Here is a 21,303-nt window from a genome sequence, read left to right as displayed (position 1 = left end):
GTAGTAATGCGTTGAGCTAACCCGTACTAATTGCCCGTGAGGCTTAACCATACAACACCGAAAGTGTTTTGGTTGTGTGACTGCAACATAAGTTCGAGCTTTTACCGACGTGATGGTGAGAGTGGCATGTTTTTACAATCAGTGCGTTGATATTGTTACCAGTTTTTGCCTGGCGGCCATAGCGAAGTGGAACCACCTGATCCTTTCCGAACTCAGTAGTGAAACGCTTCAGCGCCGATGGTAGTGTGGGGCCTCCCCATGCGAGAGTAGGACACTGCCAGGCTTCAAATGCGAACCCCGAGCTTCACCGCTCGGGGTTTTTTTGTGCCTGCGATTCATCATCTGCTACCGTTCTCGATTATTTGACCTTATTTCTCAATGGTATAAAAGATATCGCCACCTTGTGCTTCAGTACTGGTGGTGCTTTCAATGATCAAGCGATCAGAGAGCAGGTAACGGATGAGGAAGGTGTTGGTATCCTCAAAAAGTCCCACACCATATTTCACGTACAGTTTAGGTGATAAGTACTTACCGATATAAAAGGATGTATCATTAGGGTTCATCGTTGAATCAATTCCGAACTCATCAAACCCAAACGTACTTTGTAGTGATTGTCCGAGGTACTCTGTTCCTTTCGAGCCTAACAATATCAGGGCCTGCAGTTGTAAGTTATCGCCACTGCCAAACTGCGCGCCGGAACCTCTTCCTAAGATAAGGTAGGACAACACCTCACTGTCTGGCATGGCAGGCATGGAATATAAGCGAAAGCTCGGTTCGTGGAGGGTACCACTCACTTGCGCGCCGACTTGAACATCTTCTGTCGATAGAATATTTTCTGATGCCCGCTCAACTCGTAAATCCAAGCCCGGGTTATCCACGGGGCCGCCATTGTAGATTAACGAACCTCGTACAATTTCAAGACGTTGACCGTAGATTTCATAGTGGCCATTGTGGACGGATACGTTTCCTGACGCAGTTAAGGAGCGGGTGGGTGTTTCAATGAGCCTCAAGCTGCCCTTTAGCCCACCTTCAAAACCGTAACCTGACACCGAGATATCTTGCCCTAAGTTAACGCGGACATCCGCATAAACCGGGTAGTGGGATAAGCTTCGTTGCTCTCGAAAGGGTTCCCCATTCTTTAATACCACCACGTCATTGGACGCTGATACACCTGATTCCGAAATCTCTGGTTGATCGATATGCGCTAATGGCACTGTGACCTCACCTTGGACATCGATACGAGAGTTTTTCAAACTAATCGTTAATTTAGGACTAATATCGACGGTGACCGTTGGTACCTGAATGGCACGGAATTTATCTCCTTCGATACGAATCAGTAATTCGGGTTTGAGTGGTTCGATTAAACCTTTAATACTAATCCAACCGTCCCCTGACAGCGCTTGACCATCCAACGTGATACTGTTTTCGTTATCTGGGGTATCAAAGGCCGCAATCCGTACATCGCTCAGCAACAGACCACTTTGGGAAAAACCGATTTCTCGTGCCGCCAGTTCCACCGAACCTTCAATCATTGGCTGCTGATTGGTCCCCGAAATATTAATTTCAGCCAGGGCATGAGCGTCTTCATAGCGTAAATCTGGCAAGACCCACTGGAGCACCGTCAAATCTTTCAAGTTCATGAGAATTTCGCCGTCAAGCTCACCCATTTCATCGAAAGGCTGTAAGGCAATATCACCAATGATCATTCCTTTGCTTTGTTCTAACTCAGCAGTGAGACTCGCTTCAATATGGTTTAAATCGCCATTCCAGTTCACTTGCCAATAATCAAAACGCGTTGAAATTTCTTCATCCAACGCAAATAACACCGTGTTATCGCTGCGTAATTCACCTTCGAGTTTTTCAATTTCCCACGTGGAAGTGTTATAGATGAAGGAGCTATTCAGGGTGGCTAAGCCCCAGATGCGTTCCGCCACATTGGAGTCACGGAAGCGGTTAAGCAGCGCTAATGGCAGATTATTACCAAGCAATTGTGTATGCTGCTGGGCTTGAGTCGCCTCGGTCATTAAACATAATTCAGCGGGGATTCGCACGTCCTGTTGCTTAAAACAGACATCATGCATCGATGTTGCTAATGGCTGTGCAATCGGTAATTGAATACTGCCGGTTTTCGCTTGCTGCCAACGGCCAAAGTCGGGGTGGTCCAGTTCAAACGAATGAATATTAATGATCAGTTGTTCAAAAATATCCCCTGTAATCGCGAGGCTCGCCGACGCTTGCCCGGCAACATAATCATGTTGATGTAGCAGAGCCAATTCGGGCAATTGCAATTCAAGGAGTAACGGTTCAGCGTCAGTCATCGCGCCATTGAGTCGCAGTTGGTTGTCATCGGCGCCGATAGTTAAGTGACTAGCCGTCAAACGATTTTTTTCAAAACCAAGCATTCCTTGAGCATGGAGTTGGTCAAGTTGCTGCCCGGTAAATTGACCGATAGGTGCTTGTAATTGGTGAATCGCGGCCTGTAACCTCAAGTCATCTTGCCAAGATAAGTCGGCCGTCATCTGGGCGGATAGTACATCAGAAGTTAATAAAAGCTCAGTGTTGAGGGTCGTTTGAGTCCCCTGACCGGTCAGGTGTAGTTGCAAAGGTTGCTCGCCCAGCCAATTCACGTTGGCAGTGAGGTCATGTTCATAGTGGGCTATGCTGCCATTCACTTGAGCGGTCACTTCCTTAATCAACACGGGTTGCTCCATTGCAGGTTCTGGCAACGCGATGGCCGTTGCTTGGAGCTCCCCCTGGAAGGTGACTGCTTCTGGCTGCTCAACAGCTTCCAAGTAATTGCTAAGTACGCCGTGCCCTGTAATAACACCGTCTTGTTGACCGATATGCTCGACCACCAGCTGGGTTAACACGGCTTGTTGCGGATCCACTTGAGCGTTAACCGTCAACTGGGTTGTCTTGAGCCATTCTGACCACGCCGGTGTGTCTAAGTTGATTATCGGAATTAATGGTGCCAGCGGAAACTGGACGATTTCTACCTGTGCTAGCCAGTCTGGGCTGCCAGATAACAGGTTGCGTACTCGCACCAGTGCTTGATGTTGCTGCGTGCTCTCAGCAACATAAAAGAGGTTGGCCAGTTGGAACTCATCCACCGACCCTTGCAAGCGGGACTGACCGCTAATCTGCTGAATCTCGATTTGTTGGACGGGTTGAGTTAACTGCCAATCGAGGTTTAGATCGAGCGGGTAATCCGCGGTAGTTTCTAGTTGCCCAGAGAGCTTGGCGAACAAAGGAGAATAGATAACGTCGAGATGTTCAATATGGACGTTGGATTCCTGCCATGTCAGGGTTAAATCAATGCTGGGGAGGTCATGGTCTTGCCCATCGATAGTAAGACGATTATTCCGAGCAGTGAAAGAGACCAGCTCTAACGTAAGCGGGAGCTTGAGCGTTGGCAATTCGATTGATGATTGGGGTTCCGAAGCAGCGTCCTCTGCTGAGCTTAATGTCACGTTTAGGCGCTCAGTGACGATGGTGTTAAACACCAAGCGACCATCCAGCAACTCCGACGGGCTCCAATCAAGGAGCAAAGAATCGAACGTTAACTGCCATTGGGGTTGACCGACCACCACTCCGCGTAAGTGAAGCTCACCGAGTAAGTTTCCTTCAAGCTGCTCAAATTGTAACTCGATCTCTGCAATTTTAGCAGTTTGCTCGAGCACCCAGCGAGTGCCGCTGGTCGTCATAAGTACTGACATCACCAGTGTAGGGATGACCACAAAGGTGATGACCACAAGCCATGCTAAGTACTTAACGATTCTCATAAATCTGGCCCTAAAGTGAGATGCAAACGCCAGGGTGAGCCCGGTTCATCGATAGCGGCTGCTAAATCAAGCCGAATGGGGCCAATAGGGGAGATCCAGCGAACTCCAACCCCCACACTTTGTTTTAAGCTTTCATCCCAGTCCATCATACTGTTGCCGAAGTCACTAAAGACTGCCAACCGCCAATTAGGTTTGAAGGCATAATCAAATTCCACCGAAGTTGCGACCAAATAACGCCCCCCAATGACCACCCCTTCGGCATTTTTAGGACCTAGTTGCTGGTAGGCGTAGCCACGAACACTATGATCGCCGCCGGCAAAAAATCGTAAGGTGGGACCCAAGAGATCAAAGTCATCGACGGTAAGCGCTCCTACCTCACCGCGCAGCAGCATACGCCAATCGTCGTTGAGGCGCTGAATCCATTTTGCGCCGACCTTGGCGGAAATAAAATTGGTATCAGACAGGAAACTATCATGCCCTCCTTGCAATGAAAGAGTAAGGCGATAACCATCATCAATCATATTACGGTTGTCCTGCACCGTGGCACTATCAATAAGACTCCATTCGATAGCTGGAATCAGGAAATTTGAAGAGGTGGTGGGCTCGCTACCAAACGCAAAGTTTTCTCGTTGATAGCTGAGTTGATACGTTCGATGCCATTTATCATAGTGGCGAATATCATTGAAGGCGGTGCGATATAAGGTGGATTGCTGCTGCTCAAACGAGCGATCAGTGACCTCCCCCGTATAGCTATACGAATCGCGTGCCGGATTTCTGCCAGGAATGACATAGCTCACAAAGCCCGTATTTTGTACTTCTGACAAGCGCAACACACTGCTGAGCCGATGCCCACGGCTGTTGACCCAGCGCCGATCAAAGCCAAGGGTGACACGCGCCCCAGTGTCAGTACCATACCCCACCCCAAGCTGGTAACGGTTGCGATTATTGGGACTGAGGGAGACTTCAATAGGCACCTCTTGATTGTCAGCTTGTTGCCATTGTGGGGAGACTTCAACACTACTAAAGTAGCCACTGCCAGCAAGATCAATTTGTAGCTCAAGGAGGCTTCGGGTGGTGAATGGCTGGCCTGATTCATATTGGACAAAGCGATGCAACAGCTCGTCTTCTAAAAATGAACAGCAGAAAGAGGTTGGCCCAAACTGGTAGCGTTCACCGGAATCAAAGAGCAAGGTAGCGTCTGCCGTTTGAGTTGTCGTTTCAACGTGGACCTCGTGTTTGAGGAGTTCAGCATCGTAATACCCTCGTTCTGCCGCAAGACTACGCAAGCTCGTTTTGAGGCGTTCATAAGATTGATGCTCGAAGACTTGCCCGGTTTGGGGTTTGAGCGCAGTGACGAGTTTCTTGAACGCGGCGTCATCTTCAGCAGCGCCACGAATATCTACCGTTACCTGATTGTAGGTAGTGACGTTACCTAGCTCTACCTGATATTGAATCAGCCAAACGTCAGCGGTTTGGTTGATCTGATGCTGCACGCTAGCGTTATAGAATCCAAATGGCTCCAAGGCTGATAAAATCTCTTGCTCGCCCTGACGAGCAAGATAACGCACGCGAAACAATGAAGGCACTTGCTTGTTTTCAAGCTCTTTTAAGCTCAAAAAAAGCTGCGCATTACGTAACAGTTCATCCTCAATGCCGGTAATTTCTACCTTTAAAATTGCCTCGGAAGTTTGCCAGCGAGTTTGCGCGTGGGCTGGCACAACAATAACCATCATTAGGAAAATAACCCATTGCTGGATGTAACGCATTCCCATATCCTTGGCTTGACCTTCTCTTGCTCACGATTCAATGATTGGCAGTATACCACTGTGAATTGCGTGAAGTGGTGAAAAATAACGCAATCAATTGTGTCTTAAGCACAAATTGCTTGCCACTCTCTATTTGAACAGTATAATTCAGACCCATGTTGCAGGGGTGTAGTTCCAATTGGTAGAACAGCGGTCTCCAAAACCGACGGTTGGGGGTTCGAATCCCTCCACCCCTGCCAGTCTCATAACGAAAGATAACACTTCTTTCAGCCACGCAATTGGGTTAGGCTAAAGCCCATGACTGCAGAATTATTCACAACCTCTCAAAAACAGGCACTGGCTGCACTAGGTGTGCGAGCTTGGCAAGTGCGTCAACCTGATCCTTCACCCAATGGTGACGTGGCGCCTGCTGCAACCCATACGTATCGTGTCGCCGACTGGTTGTTGGTGATGCCAACGCCAATTCCTGTACAACGTTCTCAATGGCTACTCGATCTATTCACTGTGTTAGGCGTTGATGGCACTACTTTGACCCAAGTGGCTCCAACCTTTCAAGAGCAATGGGAAGTGACGCGAGTCCTTGATTTGTCAGCCGCTGCAATGAATGCTCCTGACCTTCTCCTGAAGCGCCAGCTGTGGCAGCATCTCCAACGTGTATTAAGCGCCGATGCAATTCAACATTCATGAGCTCCACGAGTGGGATGAAACCATTGCCGAGATTGAAACTGCGGCCGTTGAACTGCCGTGGTCGCAAGCCAATCTTGCCTCGTGTTTTAGTCCTTCTTATCGGGTATTCGGACTGTATCGCGAATCTCAGCCACAACTCATCGGTTACTTGATCTTGCATCAGCCACTTGCTGATGAATGGACCATAATGAATATCGTGGTGGCGCCAGAATTTCAGCGGCAGGGGATTGGTACGCGGTTGGTTGACTATGTTTGCCAATTAGCGCAGCAGCAAGGGGCGTGCATTTGGTTAGAAGTGAGGGAATCAAACCAAGTCGCTATTCGGCTTTATCAAAGGCTTGGGTTTATGTATCGCGGCTCTCGCAACGATTACTACCCCACTGCCACAGGCCAGCGAGAAGCGGCGGTATTAATGTGCTGGGAACCGACTCATGGGTCACGATGAAGGGGTATAGCTGGCACAAAACTTGGCTTGTAGTAATTGAATAAAGGCTAGTGTATCCGGGTCACGAATCGAATAAAAAATCGTTTGTGCTTGTTTTCGAAACTGCACTAATCCTTGTTCCCGCAGCACCGCTAAATGTTGGGAAAATGCCGAAGCGCTGAGCGGTACATATTGATTCAACTCACCCACACTTCTTTCCCCATGGGCTAATCGACACAAAATTTGTAGCCGGTGTTCATTGGCAAGAGAGCGGAGAAATGCAGCGGCATTTTTTGCTTCATGTGCTGGCAAATCGAGCGGTATATCTTGAATCATCGTCATTCTCTTTCGTTGTCTAAGTCATTCACTATCACATGAGTTGAACCAAGCCTTGGTAACACCGTACTGAAGGGAATACCTCCACTAACCTGAAAGTGGTAGCCCCGGTTTACTCCTTCATTTCACTCGCACTCAGCCCCCCATGCTGTATTCTATAACTATCAAAAAACACATCATAAAAGGGGTGTTGATATGGCGAATATTAACCAATTTAAATCATGCATTCTTGCAGTTTCTTCGGTCTTGGCAATCATTTCTGGCGCTGCCTACGCAGATGCTGGGGAAGCAGTATACAAGAAAAACTGTATGGCTTGCCACCAAGCAAATGGGCAAGGGATGGCAGCGGTCTTTCCACCGCTTGTCGACAACCCGAATATCAAAGATAACCCAGAGTATATTGCTGAAACTGTCGTCAAAGGCAAGTCCGGCGCGATTACTATCAATGGGGCAACTTATAACGGCATGATGCCCCCCATGGCATACATGACTGACGCCGATATTGCAGCGGTTGTGAATTATGTGAATAAAAAGTTCGCAGGTGGCTCGAAAGAAATTTCAGCAGAAAACGTCAAAGCGATTCGGTAACTATTTTTACATCCATTGTCATGGAGACAACCTATGAAAACCTTCTTTAAAAGTGCAGTAGCCAGTGCCTTACTTGTGTCGATTGCAGGAATCCCAGTCAGTGTTGACGCTCATGTCCCATTGAAACACGACACTGAGTACGTCATCGACGGCAAAATTTATGGCATGCCAAAAGCGAAGATCTATCGCGAAGAGTACAATGGCCCAGCCGTGGTGGGGGACTACGTCACCATGGTGCCTCATCTTGCTGAGCTCGATTACGTTGGTAATAAAGAGCATGAAGTACGGATGGACGTATTCTCGCAGAAAGTCGAAGTTGCACCGGGTGTTAGCTATAACGCTTGGACCTTCGGTGGCACCGTCCCTGGCCCAGTATTGCACGTGCGTGAAGGTGATCGCATTGTCTTCAAAATGAAGAACCGTTCTACCGAAGAGGTGGTGATCACTAAGCCGTTTAAAGGTGCGGCGCCATTCTATCAACAAGTGGCAAATACACCATTACAGAAGCATGAGCCAGTGATTGCACCGATGCCGCACTCCATGGACTTCCATAGTGGGACTGTTGCGGCTGATGACAAGTGGGCAACGATTGCCCCAGGCGAGACCATTGAGTTTGAGTGGATTGCGAACTACCCAGGCACTTATATGTACCACTGTGGGACTTCAAGTGTCTTGATGCACACTGCAATGGGGCAATACGGTGCCGTGGTGGTATCACCGAAAGAGGGGTACCCAACAGATAAAGATGTCGATCATGAATATGTGATTGTGCAGTCTGAAATGTACCTATCACAAATGGGTGACGACTATATCTACGACCATTCTGCTGCATTAGCACGGGATCCAAGCCATGTTGTCTTTAACGGCCATGTGGCAGCGCTCAGCGAAAACCCATTGCGGGCAAACGAAGGTGATCGAGTACGGATTCACTTCCTGAATGCGGGCCCATCTGGAACTTCGAGCTTCCACGTAATTGGTGCGATTTTTGACCGGGTTTGGGCAGAAGGTGACCCACGTAATACTTGGTACGGCATGCAGACTGTCTTGTTAGGTGCCAGCAGTAGCGCAACCATCGAGTTTATTGTTCCTGAAGAAGGTCGCTACACCTTGGTTGACCACGAGTTCGCTGACGCAGAACGTGGGGCAGGTGGATTGCTTATCGCAGGTCCACGGAAGAAGTAGCAAGAGGAAACACTGATGAAAAAGTGGCTAGGTGTTATGGCATGGGTGGTGGCTGCACAAGCAGCCGCCGAGCCGGTTACCATCCCGGCAGGTCCTTATCAGCCGATTGTTGTACTGGATGAGACCGTAGCAGAGTTAGCAATGCCTGCCTTTAAGTTGGATGCAACCCCAGTCACTTTTGCTCAGTACTTGGATTTTGTGACGAAACACGAAAAATGGAGAAAGGATAAAATTGCTGCCATTTTTCACGATGGCCATTATTTAGCAAACTGGCCTGCCGCTCTGACCATTCCTGAAGGCTATGAGAAGAAAGCGGTCACACAAGTGTCTTGGTTTGCTGCACGGGCCTATTGTGCAGCCCAAGGGGGCCGCTTGCCAACGCTGAATGAATGGGAATATGCATCGCTAGTTTACCGTCAACAGCAAGGGCTCAGTGATCAAGCCTATGCCCAGCGCTTGTTTGGTTGGCATAGCAACCCCACGGCATACAGTCTGCAAGATATGGAACTCAATCATTCCCAGTTAGCCTACATGCATGACCGCGTGAATGAATGGGTCGATGATTTTCAGTTGTTAATCACGGCTGGTGATGAAACCGATATTCTATCGGGCTCTTGTGGGGATTCAGCACGTTTCTTAACGGACACAGGTGAAGCAAGTTATGCCACTTTTTTCCGCTATCAGTCACGTAGCAATTATCGTCCGCAAAGCACCACAGGAACCTTAGGATTCCGTTGCGCTTATGACATGGAGTAATGCTCATGAATAAAAGTACCATGGCAGCTTTATTAATGTTGAGTCTAGGCTGGGTTTCAGCAAGTGCTCAACAAGCCCCTCAACATCATCACGACCATAGCCATCATGTGACCATGGAGGCAGCCAGTGTGAATCAGAGTGATTCCATCTATCACTTAGATGGCCTCTGGCAGACGCACCGTGGTGAGACCATTGAATTAAGTCAGTTACAAGGCTCGCCGGTTGTCATTTCAATGATTTACGGCAACTGCGCGACGGCTTGTCCGGTGTTAGTGAACGATGCCCGACGGATTTACAGCGCATTGCCGCCCGAGTACCAGCAGCATGTGAAACTGGTCATGGTAAGCTTTGACAATGATCGCGATACGCCAGCAGCGTTGGCAGACTATGTGGAACGGTATCAATTAAATGAGTCAGCGTGGACGTTCTTGCACGGGAATGACACCGATATCCGTACCTTAGCGACGGTGTTGGGCATTCGTTACCGATTGCGTGATGATGGTAACTTTGACCACAGCAATTTGATTACTGTGTTGGATAAACATGGCCGTATTGTGGAACGAATTGAAGGCCTCAACCGCCCCGTTGAGCCAACTGTGGCTGTGCTGAAAAAAATGATTGATGCGGGTCACGCCCACGCCCACTAAAAAATGATCTGCACGTGAGCAACGTGTAAGCATACAAAAGTGCCGCGAATTCAGGTAGAATTTGCGGCACTTTTTATTTGTTTGTGATTAAAATTTTCCCTCAAAGCGTTAAGGAATTCGGATATTTTATGTCAGATCGGGCCAAAACTATTGCTAAAGAAGTTGCGAAACGTCGAACCTTCGCAATCATCTCGCACCCGGATGCGGGTAAAACCACCATTACAGAGAAAGTTTTGTTGCACGGTCATAAGCTGCAAAAAGCCGGGACAGTGAAAGGCAAAAAGTCGGGCCAACATGCCAAATCAGACTGGATGGAAATGGAAAAAGAGCGGGGCATCTCGGTGACCACCTCGGTGATGCAGTTTCCTTATGGGGATGCCCTAGTCAACTTATTGGATACCCCAGGCCACGAAGATTTCTCTGAAGATACTTATCGCACCTTAACAGCAGTTGACTCCTGTTTAATGGTGATTGACAGCGGGAAAGGGGTTGAGGAACGAACCATTAAGCTGATGGAAGTCACCCGCTTACGTGACACGCCTATTCTTACCTTTATGAACAAGTTGGACCGTGATATTCGGGATCCTCTTGAGCTGTTAGATGAAGTAGAAAGTGTTCTAAATATCATGTGCGCCCCCATTACTTGGCCAATTGGCTCAGGCAAAAGTTTTAAAGGGGTGTACCACTTACTGAACGATGAAGTGATTTTCTATAAAAGTGGGCAAGGGCATCGCATTCAAGAAGTCGATGTTCTGCAAGGGCTTGATAACCCAGATCTTGATGCCCGTCTAGGCCCATTAGCTGACGAGCTGCGGATGCAAATTGAGCTGGTGAAAGGTGCTTCGAATACTTTTGACCATGAACTCTTTTTGGCCGGTGAGTTAACCCCTGTATTCTTTGGGACTGCGCTCGGTAACTTCGGCGTTGACCACATGCTCGATGGGCTGGTGGAATGGGCACCACAGCCATTAGCTCGAATGACCGACAGTGAGACTGAAATTACCGCCACGGAACCGGAGTTTTCTGGCTTTGTGTTTAAAATCCAAGCCAATATGGACCCCAAACACCGTGACCGCGTCGCATTCTTACGGGTGGTATCCGGTCAGTATCAAAAAGGCATGAAGTTACACCAAGTGCGCACTGGGAAAGATGTCCGTATTAGTGATGCGTTAACGTTTTTAGCTGGGGACCGTGAGCAAGTCGAAGAGGCGTATCCTGGCGATATTATCGGTTTGCACAACCATGGCACCATTCAAATTGGGGATACCTTCACTGAAGGCAGCCAGTTTAAGTTCGCGGGGATTCCAAACTTTGCGCCAGAGCTGTTCCGCCGGATTCGTTTGAAAGACCCGTTAAAGCAGAAGCAACTGTTGAAAGGCTTGGTGCAGCTTGCCGAAGAAGGTGCGGTGCAGGTATTCCGTCCGTTAACCAATAACGATTTATTGGTAGGCGCGGTGGGTGTGCTGCAGTTTGATGTGGTGGTGCACCGTTTAAAAACGGAATACAACGTGGAAGCAATTTACGAGAACGTGAACGTGGCAACCGCCCGCTGGGTGGAAAGCAACGATGCGAAGAAGCTGGATGAGTTCCGTCGTAAGGCGGAGATGAATTTGGCGTTGGATGGGGGGGATAACCTAACCTATATCGCACCAACCATGGTCAATCTGAACTTAGCCATGGAACGCTACCCAGATATTACCTTCCACCAGACACGAGAACATTAACCGGCTTGAGGATTCGACGGCATCATGAAATTAATAGACAGTCATTGCCATATTAATTTTGATGCCTTCGAGGGTGACCGCCAACAGGTGGTCCAGCGCGCGCTCGATGTGGGAATCAAAGCGCTGGTGGTGCCAGGGGTGAGTCGCCAACAAAGTTCACGTACCGAGTGGCTTCATGATTGTCAAAACCTACGCCTAATTCAGGGAGTAGGGCTTCACCCTTATTTTATTAACGAGCATCAGCCGAGTGACCTTGAGTGGGTGGCGACACAGCTCCAACAGAATGCCATGGCCTTGGTGGGCGAAGTGGGGCTTGATGGGGTGGTGCCGCAAGTTGAAAAGCAGCATGAGTTATTCGTCGCTCAGTTGGAAATGGCCATTCAATGGCAACGGCCGTTGATTTTGCATCATCGCCAAAGTCAGGCAGAACTCCTCCGGTTGATTCAACCTGTTGCCGCTCAACTCCCTCCTAACCCAGGCATTCTGCATGCCTTCAGTGGCAGTTATGAACAAGCGATGGCCTGGGTAAAATTAGGTTTCATGCTAGGTGTCGGGGGAACAATCACTTATCCTCGAGCACAAAAAACTCGGCGCGCGTTGGCGCAGGTCCCGCTGGAATTTTTACTGCTAGAAACCGATGCACCTGACATGCCATTATCGGGATTTCAAGGGCAGCGGAATGAGCCAGCTCAGGTGGTGCGGGTGCTGGATGAATTGAGTCAGTTGCGGCAGATGCCGCGCTTGGAGTTAGCAGAATGCCTATGGCGCAATGCCCAGCGCCTATTCGGGCTGGCTGATTGAGGTTGGTTGTCGGTAACGCCACCGATGATAGGTAAAGGCGATAAAAATACCGGCGATGAGCGCAAACCCTAATAAAAATTGTCCGTAGAACGCTAAGTACTGATGAATACGAACCGGTTGTTCCAGTAGCGCCTGCTCATCAATAAATAGCGTGAGGTAGCCATCGTGTCGCGCCCCAGCTTGAATTTCTTCCACCAGGACTAAGGTTGAAGGAGAATGGAGTTCTGCTTGATGGGGGGCTGTGGAAACGATCAGTTGCCCGTAGCGGTCATGAATTTGAGCACCAACAATAAAGGGTTGCTGGTGCAACTGCTCAATTAAACTCTCGAGATTGGTCGCGTCATTGTCGTGAATCCAGTGGCGCGCTTCAGCCGCCGCTTGCTGCGCTGTCAAACTCATGAGTTGATGGCTATAGGATTGTAACTCACGCAAGCTCGTGCTCTGCATGGAACCCCAAAACTGTTCGATGAGCACAATGAGGATGATCGCGAGCGCCAGGCGACGGCCACTCCGATAGATAAGTTTGAAGATGTTGGTGACATGATCAGGAACTTTTAGCATGGGGCAAATATACGCTGAATGGCCCCGTGAAGGCAACCAACTTTGTATGAAAAGCATGGCACTCAGATGTGGTAGAGTGGGGCATCATTTAAATTTCAGGGTTTCATCATGGCAAAAACAAAAACAGCCTATGTGTGCAATGACTGTGGGGCCGATTACGTTCGCTGGTTAGGGCAGTGTACGGAATGTAAGGCGTGGAACACAATTACAGAAGTTCGCTTGGGCAGCCAACCAAGCGGTAGCAGAAACCGCCAAGGATATGCCGGCTCTACGCTCGCTAAAGTGCAAACCCTGAGTGAGGTGGATCTTCAGGAGTTGCCTCGATTTAGTAGCAGTTTTGCAGAGTTCGACCGAGTGTTAGGGGGTGGCATTGTGCCGGGCTCCGCCATTTTAATTGGCGGCTCACCTGGAGCTGGGAAAAGTACGTTATTGCTACAGACCATGTGCCGTCTGGCGGAACAGATGAAGGTATTGTACGTGACCGGGGAAGAGTCCCTGCAACAGGTTGCCTTGCGTGCTCAACGGCTTGGCTTGCCGACCAATAATCTCCGGCTGTTGGCTGAAACGTCGGTGGAGATTATCTGTGATTTGGCGGATCAAGAGCAGCCTAAAGTGATGGTGATTGACTCCATTCAGGTAATGCATTTAGCGGATATTCAATCTGCCCCGGGGAGTGTCTCTCAAGTACGTGAAAGTGCGGCGTATTTGACTCGTTATGCAAAGCAAAAAGGCGTGGCCATTGTGATGGTGGGACACGTCACGAAAGAAGGTTCTTTGGCAGGGCCGAAAGTGCTTGAGCACTGCGTGGACTGTTCCATTTTATTAGAAGGGGATACGGACTCAAGATTTCGCACCTTGCGAGGGCATAAAAACCGTTTTGGGCCAGCCAATGAAATTGGTGTATTTGCGATGACGGGACAAGGCTTGAAAGAAGTGACGAACCCGTCCGCAATATTTTTGCAACGCGGCGAACAGCATGGCAGCGGTTCGGTGGTGATTGTGGTGTGGGAAGGAACACGGCCTTTGTTAGTTGAACTCCAGGCCTTGGTGGATACCAGCCAATTGGCGAATCCACGGCGGGTTGCGGTGGGAATGGAAACCACCCGCTTAGCCATGCTATTGGCCGTCTTGCATCGTCATGGTGGGCTGCTGATGGCCGATCAGGATGTGTTTGTGAACGTCGTGGGCGGCGTTCGGGTGATGGAAACGGGGGCTGACTTAGCGTTGTTGCTTGCCATTGTTTCAAGTTTCAGAGAACAAACGCTGCCGCGCGATTTAATCGTGTTTGGTGAAGTGGGGTTATCCGGGGAAATTAGGCCAGTCCCGAATGGGCAGGCGCGTTTGCAAGAAGCCGCGAAACACGGATTTCGTAAAGCAATTGTGCCCCTTGCGAACTGCCCGAAAGAACCGATTGCGGGCATGGCAGTGGTCGGTGTTCGGACCCTTGAAGAAGCGCTGGATGCTTGCGCAGACTGATGCCACTAGGAAATCAGTCTGCTGGCAAATAATTCACTGGTGTCAGCGTTAATGCTCTTGACGCCATAAATCAGGCAGTTTGAGAGCTGGCGCCGGAGCCATCTGTTGGCTGCGGGTTGATACACTATCGAACTCCACCATGGTTGCCGGGCAGCTTGCGTGGCTCATATGGTGTGCGGCGGTCAACAACATCGGGTCATTGGCCGCTCCCCAGTCCCCTACCAACACATCATCGGCATAACAATTCGGTGTTAACCCGTCAAAGTAACGCCCCTCATTGTTCGCGTTGACGGTTTCAAAGTTGACGACAAAGGTGCGTTTATCACATAAGCGATCAGGAATTTGTCCCACGGGTTTCCCGCAAGTGGGTTGGCCAATCACAACCACCTCAATATGAGGTTCCAGGGCGTTGATGATGAGCTCCGATGAAGAGCAACTTGCTGCCGTGGTTAACACATAGACACGGTCTAGATCGAGTTGGCGAATACCATCATACAGCTGGAACTTCTCAACAAAGTTAGCACTCGCATTGTTGGCATTGAAAAGATATTTAGCGAACACTTCCCCGATAACGTGATCGCCCGCAGCTTGCGTTGCTGCTTGGTTAGCATAGCGGGTTAAGCCACCACCGTTATAACGCACATCAATGATCAGTTCATCCACTCCTTGCAACTGATTGTAAGCAAAGTTGAGATCTTCACCCGTACGATTGATAAAGCTATTCAGCACAAAGTAGCCGACTTCTTTCTCTTCAACAGTTAACCGAGATGCGGCCAGAACCGTATTGGTTTCTACCGTGACTTTGGTTAATACAGCCGAAGCACTGGCCCCTTCAAGGTCCTGCCACGTTAATTCAACACTGACACCTGCCTCGGCTTCACCTAGCGCTTGCTCATAACGATTCTCAGCGAGTAGGGTTTGCACGGATTCACCACCGATATGGGTTAATTCATCGGACCGTTTCATCCCCGCGGTTGCTGCTGGCGAGTTGGCATAGACATAATTGACAAATACGCGATTGTCGGGGGTAATGCGTGAGGCGAACCCAAAACCAACGTACTCCGCGGAAACAAAACGATCCTGATATTCTTGCTCAGTTAAAATGAAACTGTAGCGGTCTTCAGGAATCACTAAGGCATCCAGCAATGCATAGACGCTATTGTAATTTTGCGGATTGACGTTGGTTGGCATGTCGTCATTCCAGAGATAATTAGCCTGCATGTAGTTGTAGAAACCATTGAGTTCATTGCTCAGGCTGCACTGGTCAGCAACGGGTGGCACTGGGACGCTGGTATCACTGTCACTGCCACCACAACCTGCCAAGAGGATGCTACTGATAATACTTGATAAGATAAGTTTAGTTGGTGTATTCATAAGTCCCATCTCTAACGTCGTCGTTGGATTCGCTATCAAGATGACAGATTTTTAACCAAATCTCCAAATTTTGATACGTGACGGATGAAATTAATTTTGGCACACTGCCACCCTGTTGCAAGAAGTGAGAGTCGTATATGACAGCAGTAATGATTGACCTTGAAGGGACAGAACTTACCGCAGAAGAGCGGGAACTGTTGGCTCATCCAGCGGTGGGTGGGGTGATTTTCTTTACTCGAAACTATGAAAATCAACACCAGTTGGCTGACTTGGTGCGTCAGACCCGTGCTACGGCAAGGAATCCACTCATTTTAGCCGTTGACCACGAAGGTGGCCGAGTGCAGCGGTTCCGCGAAGGATTCAGTCAACTGCCGCCGATGGCAGCCATCGGCCGCGACGCTTCGTCCCCTGAACAAGCACTCCATTGGGCCCAAGAGTTGGGCTGGTTGATGGCCAGTGAAGTCATGGCGATGGATATTGATATTAGTTTTGCTCCGGTTCTTGATGTTAATGGAGTGAGTGAAGTGATTGGTGACCGGGCCTTTGCGACCACAGCGGAGCAGCTTATTCCAATTGCTCGCGCTTTTATTCGAGGCATGCGGCAAGCTGGGATGAAGGCGACGGGCAAGCATTTCCCCGGTCATGGCTCAGTACGTGCTGACTCACATTTTGAAATACCGATTGATAACCGTAGCTGGGAAGAGATTCGTCATACCGATTTACCTCCGTTTGTGGAGTTAATTCATTGTTTGGATGGCATGATGCCGGCCCATGTCATTTACCCAGCAGTGGATGATAAACCCGCCGGATTCTCCAGTCTTTGGTTACAAGATATTCTGCGTTCCCAATTGCAGTTCGACGGGGTTATTTTTAGCGATGATTTAGGCATGGCTGGCGCTGCAGTAGCAGGGACGATGGCTGAACGCGCTCATGCGGCACTGGATGCTGGTTGTGACATGGTCTTGGTCTGTAATGACCGTGCTGGCGCGATCACGGTCATTGATGCTGTGGCGGACCGAGTGGCCCAGAATCTCGCTGCTGCCACTCGTTGTTATCAGCGCTTAAGTAAGCCTGCGGGAATGGCCATGCAAATTTTGGTGAATCATCCACGTTGGCACAGCGCGCAGGCTATTTTGGCTGAAATGAGTGCGGCCCGTCAGGCACTTTCCTCTTCATAAGCAAGAGGATCAACCACCTGATTAGCGGCAAACGCCGCTAATCGTTCGCTACAGGCCGAGCATTTGCCACAGGCTTTTTCGCGCCCGTTATAACAGGTCCAAGTTTGGCTGTAATCCAAATCCATCGCGAGCCCAGCCGCAAGAATCTCTGCCTTGTCAGAGTGCAGGTAAGGCACTTCAATGCGGATCGGCTCATAGTTTGCGATTAAGCTGACCGCATTCATCTTTTCCACAAATTCCGGCCGGCAATCAGGATAAATATCGTGGTCTCCTGAATGGGCGCCATAATAGACCGCTTCAGCTTCAATACTCACGGCATAGCCAATAGCGAGTGAGAGTAAAATCATATTGCGATTCGGCACCACCGTTGAACGCATGTTGTCTTCGGCATATTCGCCTTCAGGAATTGCGATATCCGAGGTTAATGAACTGCCTGCCAGCAAGCTATTAATGGCCGTGATATCAACCACTTTATGTGGAATATTGAGTTGCTGGCAAACCTGAGCTGCGGCATCGAGCTCGCGTACATGGCGTTGCCCATAATTGAAGCTAATAGCGAAAATTTCATGTCCTTGCTGCAATGCATGATGAAGTACGGTGAACGAATCCATGCCACCGGAATAAATAACGACAACTTTTGCCATGATTGGATCCTAATTTGCTGCAATCTACGTTAGAATTTGTCCGTTATTGTATCGTAATTCTGAGATTTGATGTTGGAGAATCCTATTAATACGCTCTATCCACTGAACGAAGTGTTTCAGACCATCCAAGGAGAAGGCACTTACACTGGTGTCCCGGCTATCTTTATTCGTTTACAAGGTTGCCCAGTCGGCTGCCCGTGGTGTGATACGCAGCATACGTGGGAGCAGCGGGCCGAGGACCAAGTGCCGCTTACGGCGATAGTCGAAAAGCCTGCAGCAAGTTCAACGTGGGCGCAGGCGACGGCAACAGAAATTGTGGCCTTGCTACAAGACAAAAAATACACCGCCAAGCATGTTGTCTTAACCGGTGGCGAACCTGCAATGTATGACTTGCTGGAATTATGTGAGGTGTTGGAAAGCGCCGGTTACCGTCTGCAAATTGAAACCAGTGGTACTTTTCCATTGCGGGTCAGTCCGCAAACTTGGGTGACGCTATCGCCCAAAGTTGATATGCCAGGTGGGTTGTTAGTGCGTGCGGATTGTATGAATCGTGCCGACGAGATCAAATATCCGGTGGCGATGGAAAAGCATATTGACGAGCTGGATAATCTCTTAAAAGTGTGTCCGCCACGCGCTGGGGTAACCATTGCCTTGCAGCCAATTAGCCAGCGTCCGCGAGCAACCGAATTGGCAATTCAAACCTGCATTGAACGGAATTGGCGGCTGTCAGTTCAACTTCATAAGTACCTTCACATAGAGTAAGCGATTGCTTACTTTCTTCTGACCTACCTATATTCACGACTACACTGAGCTTCTCAACCGTTTAAATTGGAAGGAAGCTCAGCATGTGGCAGGAAGCTAATAGTTGTCCTCCCCCGCATACAAGTTGGCGGGTACGAGGACAAGGCATGACCGAATATATCATTATTGTTGCCTTGGTTGCGGTTGCTGCAATTGGGGTTTACTCGTTACTCGGGAAAGCGGTCCGTGGCCAAGTGGCAGGGATTGCCAGTGAAGTGACAGGACAAAGTGCTAATAGCCAGTTGAATACAGCACGCAGTGCGGCGCGTCGAGCGAACACCTTAAGCCGACAAGATGTGAACTTAGGTAATTATGATGAAGTTACCGAGTCGGGCAACTAAGTTCACTTCAGCGGCGGGGTATGTGAGCATTCTCACGCTCCCTGTCATTGCTGCCGTGTTGCTGTTGCTGCTGGGCAGTGCCACCCAGCAACACCGGATTCAGCGGCAATGGTATCTGCAAAGTGCTGCCGACACCATGGTGTTGAGTGCTGCCACTATCATGGCCCGTGAGTTTAATCTTTTAGCCATTGTGAATCGCGCGCTCATTGCCAATCAAGTGACGCATGGGCAACTGCTGGGGTTGAGCAGCTGGTACAGTCATCTGGCAACGGCCGCATTGCGGCTCGCGACGGTCAGCAGTGTCATTCCCTACGTGAATGTGATTACTCGCTATTTAGCGACCATGATGCAACGGCTTGAACAGCCACTACAGATGATGATTCAAGCTGCATTAAGCATGCAGCAGGTGGTGGAAACCGTATTACAAACGTCGCAGTGGTTGATTCGTTCTTCCTTCGCCATGTTGATCCCGCAAACACTTGCTGAAATTGCGCGGCAACAACAACTCACCCATCAACCTTGGGTTCTGCTTCATAGCCCTGGAGTGGTGGAGTTTCCGTGGCTTTGGTGGCGGGCGGTGACACCAACATCGGCGACCAATGATGAGCATTTATTTGCCGATATGGTGACCGCCAGCCAAGATCCATTCTCACAGAATCGCAGTTATCGATGGTTTGATGCTGGCCTAGTGAAAGTCGAAAAAACAGGCGGCAGTGATTTGCAGGTGGAGCAGTATGGGCGCTGGAGCTGGCAGGCGCTGGATACGGTCGCAGTGCATATTAATTTACTGTTTACCCGTCAGGAGATCCCCTGGGGCTATGGTGCGGCCTATCAAACCAATGCAATCACCCGCTTAACCCATGATGGCTTTGGACGAAGCCGCGCTATCAATCGCCGTACTTCATCCATGGCGTTGAGCCGGCAAAAAAATTATGGGGTGATTCAGGCGCCGCATTACTTCAATCAAACGGCCTTAGCGCCAAGCCAATGGCCCAGTGTCATCCTGCAGTTTGATGGGGTGGTTGCAAAAGCAGGACTGCAGTTTTCCCGTCCTGAGCCGATCCCACGAAAGGATGGTCGGCAAGAACGCGCAAATTTATTCAATCCGTTATGGGAGCCGGAATTACAACCGCTGCAGGCGAGCGAAAAACTAATTTTGGAGCGTTTTATATGAGGCAAGGAAGCAAACAACAACGAGGCCAAGGTTTCGTGGAGCTACTCATCTTAACCAGTCTGTTAGGACTCACACTGACGTTCAGCGTCACTCAATTGAATCAGGCGTTGACCGAACAGCATGAGCAGTTGGATACCCTCAAGGCAAGTATTTTGCAGCCAGTGCCACAACCCACGTGGCAACGGCATGCCAAGGACCCTTTTACTCGGCAAGTGGCACCAATCATCCAGCCGTTGCAGCGTTATACGCAGTTGAATGTGGCTCTGGATAATTTGTACAGCGTGGCGGGCGATCATCCCCATTATCAATTGGCTCGCTTGGTAGATGGCTGGCAGGCACAACGGGCAAATGACTTAATCAGCATGCCGCAAAGCTTAACCTTGAGTCATTACTTGGAGCAGTTAGGCATTGGCCCCTTGCTTAACTTTATCGGGCACTTGCCAATGGCCAAAGAGTTGGCTGCTGGTCAGCTGCAATTTGGCAAGATAGCACCAGATGTGACGCCATTTGAACTGCGCTGTTGGAATGATCTATGTCGACAATAACTGCATGGTTGCAACAGCATGCACAACAGCTTGCGGAAGCTGCAACAGGAGTGTTGTGGCAATTACATGAGCCTCAGCTACTCGCGCAGCTGGTGAGTCTTTTCGCTTGCACGTCAATTGCTGACTTGCCGCATCAATACTTATGCCACACCCAGCCCAACGAAATTTGGCATGTGCATGAAGTGGCGGGGCAAGCCTATGCCCATTCTTTTACAGTGGCAGAAGCTGCTCCTGTAGCGCGCACGTCATGGTTGGGTGAGTTGGTGATTGAACAATGGTTCGATCACTATCGGTTAGAAATTTATCAGTCTAGTCACCCAACCTCATCCTTAAAACAGGCAGCGAAATTACGTTTAGCACAACGAATGCGGTCATTAACGGAGGTCACCCATGGACGGTATCATGCCCAGTTGGCAAATCCTGAAGCATCCTTGCTCTTCATCCCAGCAGCAAAAAGTAACTACAGCGTGCTTATCACAACGGGGGCAAAGCGCCGTTGAGCTATTGATTTTGGTG

General features: G+C 49.5%; 21 protein-coding genes, 1 tRNA gene and 1 rRNA gene. 17 read left to right on the top strand and 6 right to left on the bottom strand.

Annotated features, from left to right (window positions below; genetic code table 11):
• Positions 1-168 precede the first annotated feature (168 nt).
• Positions 169-283 (top strand): 5S ribosomal RNA (rrf, locus tag BLP64_RS10100).
• Between the two features lie 85 nt (positions 284-368).
• Here rrf and BLP64_RS10095 read toward each other — a convergent pair.
• Together BLP64_RS10095 and BLP64_RS10090 are read right to left on the bottom strand one after the other, a co-directional pair.
• Positions 369-3,782: a translocation/assembly module TamB domain-containing protein gene (locus BLP64_RS10095; RefSeq protein ID WP_092593932.1), complete on the bottom strand. Its 3,414-nt coding sequence runs from the start codon at positions 3,780-3,782 to the stop codon at positions 369-371.
• The gene (locus BLP64_RS10090) at positions 3,779-5,548 is read right to left on the bottom strand and encodes an autotransporter assembly complex protein TamA (RefSeq protein WP_233340152.1); all 1,770 of its coding nucleotides are present in this window, start codon (positions 5,546-5,548) and stop codon (positions 3,779-3,781) included. Before BLP64_RS10090 ends, BLP64_RS10095 begins: the two co-directional genes overlap by 4 nt.
• 162 nt (positions 5,549-5,710) lie before the next feature.
• Between BLP64_RS10090 and BLP64_RS10085 the strand changes: the two genes are divergently transcribed.
• From BLP64_RS10085 to rimI, 3 genes are all read left to right on the top strand, one after another.
• Positions 5,711-5,787, top strand: a tRNA-Trp gene (locus BLP64_RS10085).
• 58 nt (positions 5,788-5,845) lie between these two features.
• Positions 5,846-6,235: a hypothetical protein gene (locus BLP64_RS10080; RefSeq protein WP_092593931.1), complete on the top strand. Its 390-nt coding sequence runs from the start codon at positions 5,846-5,848 to the stop codon at positions 6,233-6,235.
• Positions 6,216-6,680, top strand: coding sequence for a ribosomal protein S18-alanine N-acetyltransferase (gene rimI / locus BLP64_RS10075; protein ID WP_092593930.1), 465 nt, complete (start codon positions 6,216-6,218; stop codon positions 6,678-6,680). Before BLP64_RS10080 ends, rimI begins: the two co-directional genes overlap by 20 nt.
• Here rimI and BLP64_RS10070 read toward each other — a convergent pair.
• Entirely contained in the window at positions 6,672-6,995 is a 324-nt protein-coding gene (locus tag BLP64_RS10070; RefSeq protein WP_092593929.1) for an ArsR/SmtB family transcription factor, read from the bottom strand. The genes rimI and BLP64_RS10070 overlap by 9 nt on opposite strands.
• A gap of 195 nt (positions 6,996-7,190) precedes the next feature.
• On the opposite strand from BLP64_RS10070, the gene BLP64_RS10065 reads away from it, so the two are divergent.
• The 6 genes from BLP64_RS10065 to BLP64_RS10040 all read left to right on the top strand — a co-directional run bounded on the left by BLP64_RS10065 (position 7,191) and on the right by BLP64_RS10040 (position 12,693).
• A complete protein-coding gene (locus BLP64_RS10065) occupies positions 7,191-7,583 on the top strand; it encodes a c-type cytochrome (RefSeq protein ID WP_092593928.1) in 393 nt (130 codons plus the stop codon).
• A gap of 33 nt (positions 7,584-7,616) precedes the next feature.
• Positions 7,617-8,765: a multicopper oxidase domain-containing protein gene (locus BLP64_RS10060; protein WP_092593927.1), complete on the top strand. Its 1,149-nt coding sequence runs from the start codon at positions 7,617-7,619 to the stop codon at positions 8,763-8,765.
• A gap of 15 nt (positions 8,766-8,780) precedes the next feature.
• On the top strand, positions 8,781-9,521 hold the full coding sequence (locus BLP64_RS10055; RefSeq protein ID WP_092593926.1) for a formylglycine-generating enzyme family protein: 741 nt from the start codon (positions 8,781-8,783) through the stop codon (positions 9,519-9,521).
• 5 nt (positions 9,522-9,526) lie between these two features.
• On the top strand, positions 9,527-10,168 hold the full coding sequence (locus BLP64_RS10050; RefSeq protein WP_233340151.1) for an SCO family protein: 642 nt from the start codon (positions 9,527-9,529) through the stop codon (positions 10,166-10,168).
• Between the two features lie 128 nt (positions 10,169-10,296).
• Complete coding sequence (gene prfC, locus BLP64_RS10045) at positions 10,297-11,892, top strand: peptide chain release factor 3 (protein ID WP_092593924.1); 1,596 nt, start codon at positions 10,297-10,299, stop codon at positions 11,890-11,892.
• Between the two features lie 24 nt (positions 11,893-11,916).
• Positions 11,917-12,693, top strand: a complete 777-nt coding sequence (locus BLP64_RS10040) for a TatD family hydrolase (RefSeq protein ID WP_092593923.1) — start codon at positions 11,917-11,919, stop codon at positions 12,691-12,693.
• Here the strand turns inward: BLP64_RS10040 and BLP64_RS10035 are convergent.
• On the bottom strand, positions 12,673-13,254 hold the full coding sequence (locus BLP64_RS10035; protein ID WP_092593922.1) for a hypothetical protein: 582 nt from the start codon (positions 13,252-13,254) through the stop codon (positions 12,673-12,675). The two genes, BLP64_RS10040 and BLP64_RS10035, sit on opposite strands and share 21 nt — an antisense overlap.
• Positions 13,255-13,362: 108 nt before the next feature.
• Between BLP64_RS10035 and radA the strand changes: the two genes are divergently transcribed.
• Positions 13,363-14,730, top strand: a complete 1,368-nt coding sequence (radA, locus tag BLP64_RS10030) for a DNA repair protein RadA (protein WP_092593921.1) — start codon at positions 13,363-13,365, stop codon at positions 14,728-14,730.
• Between the two features lie 48 nt (positions 14,731-14,778).
• Here radA and BLP64_RS10025 read toward each other — a convergent pair whose 3' ends face one another.
• Entirely contained in the window at positions 14,779-16,104 is a 1,326-nt protein-coding gene (locus BLP64_RS10025) for a S41 family peptidase (RefSeq protein ID WP_176754970.1), read from the bottom strand.
• A 137-nt stretch (positions 16,105-16,241) separates the two neighbouring features.
• Between BLP64_RS10025 and nagZ the strand changes: the two genes are divergently transcribed.
• Entirely contained in the window at positions 16,242-17,282 is a 1,041-nt protein-coding gene (gene nagZ, locus BLP64_RS10020) for a beta-N-acetylhexosaminidase (protein ID WP_092593919.1), read from the top strand.
• On the opposite strand, the gene queC is transcribed toward nagZ, so the two are convergent.
• The gene (queC, locus tag BLP64_RS10015; RefSeq protein ID WP_092593918.1) at positions 17,261-17,929 is read right to left on the bottom strand and encodes a 7-cyano-7-deazaguanine synthase QueC; all 669 of its coding nucleotides are present in this window, start codon (positions 17,927-17,929) and stop codon (positions 17,261-17,263) included. The genes nagZ and queC overlap by 22 nt on opposite strands.
• A 66-nt stretch (positions 17,930-17,995) precedes the next feature.
• Here queC and queE point away from each other — a divergent pair, with 66 nt between their 5' ends.
• From queE to BLP64_RS09990, 5 genes are all read left to right on the top strand, one after another.
• On the top strand, positions 17,996-18,688 hold the full coding sequence (gene queE, locus BLP64_RS10010) for a 7-carboxy-7-deazaguanine synthase QueE (protein ID WP_092593917.1): 693 nt from the start codon (positions 17,996-17,998) through the stop codon (positions 18,686-18,688).
• 83 nt (positions 18,689-18,771) lie between these two features.
• Complete coding sequence (locus tag BLP64_RS10005) at positions 18,772-19,068, top strand: Flp family type IVb pilin (protein WP_092593916.1); 297 nt, start codon at positions 18,772-18,774, stop codon at positions 19,066-19,068.
• Positions 19,043-20,242 carry a hypothetical protein gene (locus BLP64_RS10000; protein WP_092593915.1) on the top strand — a complete coding sequence of 400 codons (1,200 nt, stop codon included), beginning with the start codon at positions 19,043-19,045 and terminating at the stop codon, positions 20,240-20,242. Before BLP64_RS10005 ends, BLP64_RS10000 begins: the two co-directional genes overlap by 26 nt.
• Entirely contained in the window at positions 20,239-20,787 is a 549-nt protein-coding gene (locus BLP64_RS09995) for a hypothetical protein (RefSeq protein ID WP_092593914.1), read from the top strand. Before BLP64_RS10000 ends, BLP64_RS09995 begins: the two co-directional genes overlap by 4 nt.
• Positions 20,775-21,287: a hypothetical protein gene (locus BLP64_RS09990; protein ID WP_092593913.1), complete on the top strand. Its 513-nt coding sequence runs from the start codon at positions 20,775-20,777 to the stop codon at positions 21,285-21,287. The genes BLP64_RS09995 and BLP64_RS09990 overlap by 13 nt, the downstream gene beginning before the upstream one ends.
• Positions 21,288-21,303 lie beyond the last annotated feature (16 nt).

The organism is Pseudidiomarina indica (genome assembly GCF_900104245.1).
Taxonomy (GTDB): Bacteria; Pseudomonadota; Gammaproteobacteria; order Enterobacterales; family Alteromonadaceae; genus Pseudidiomarina; species Pseudidiomarina indica.
This window is presented reverse-complemented; position numbering and strand designations above follow the sequence as displayed.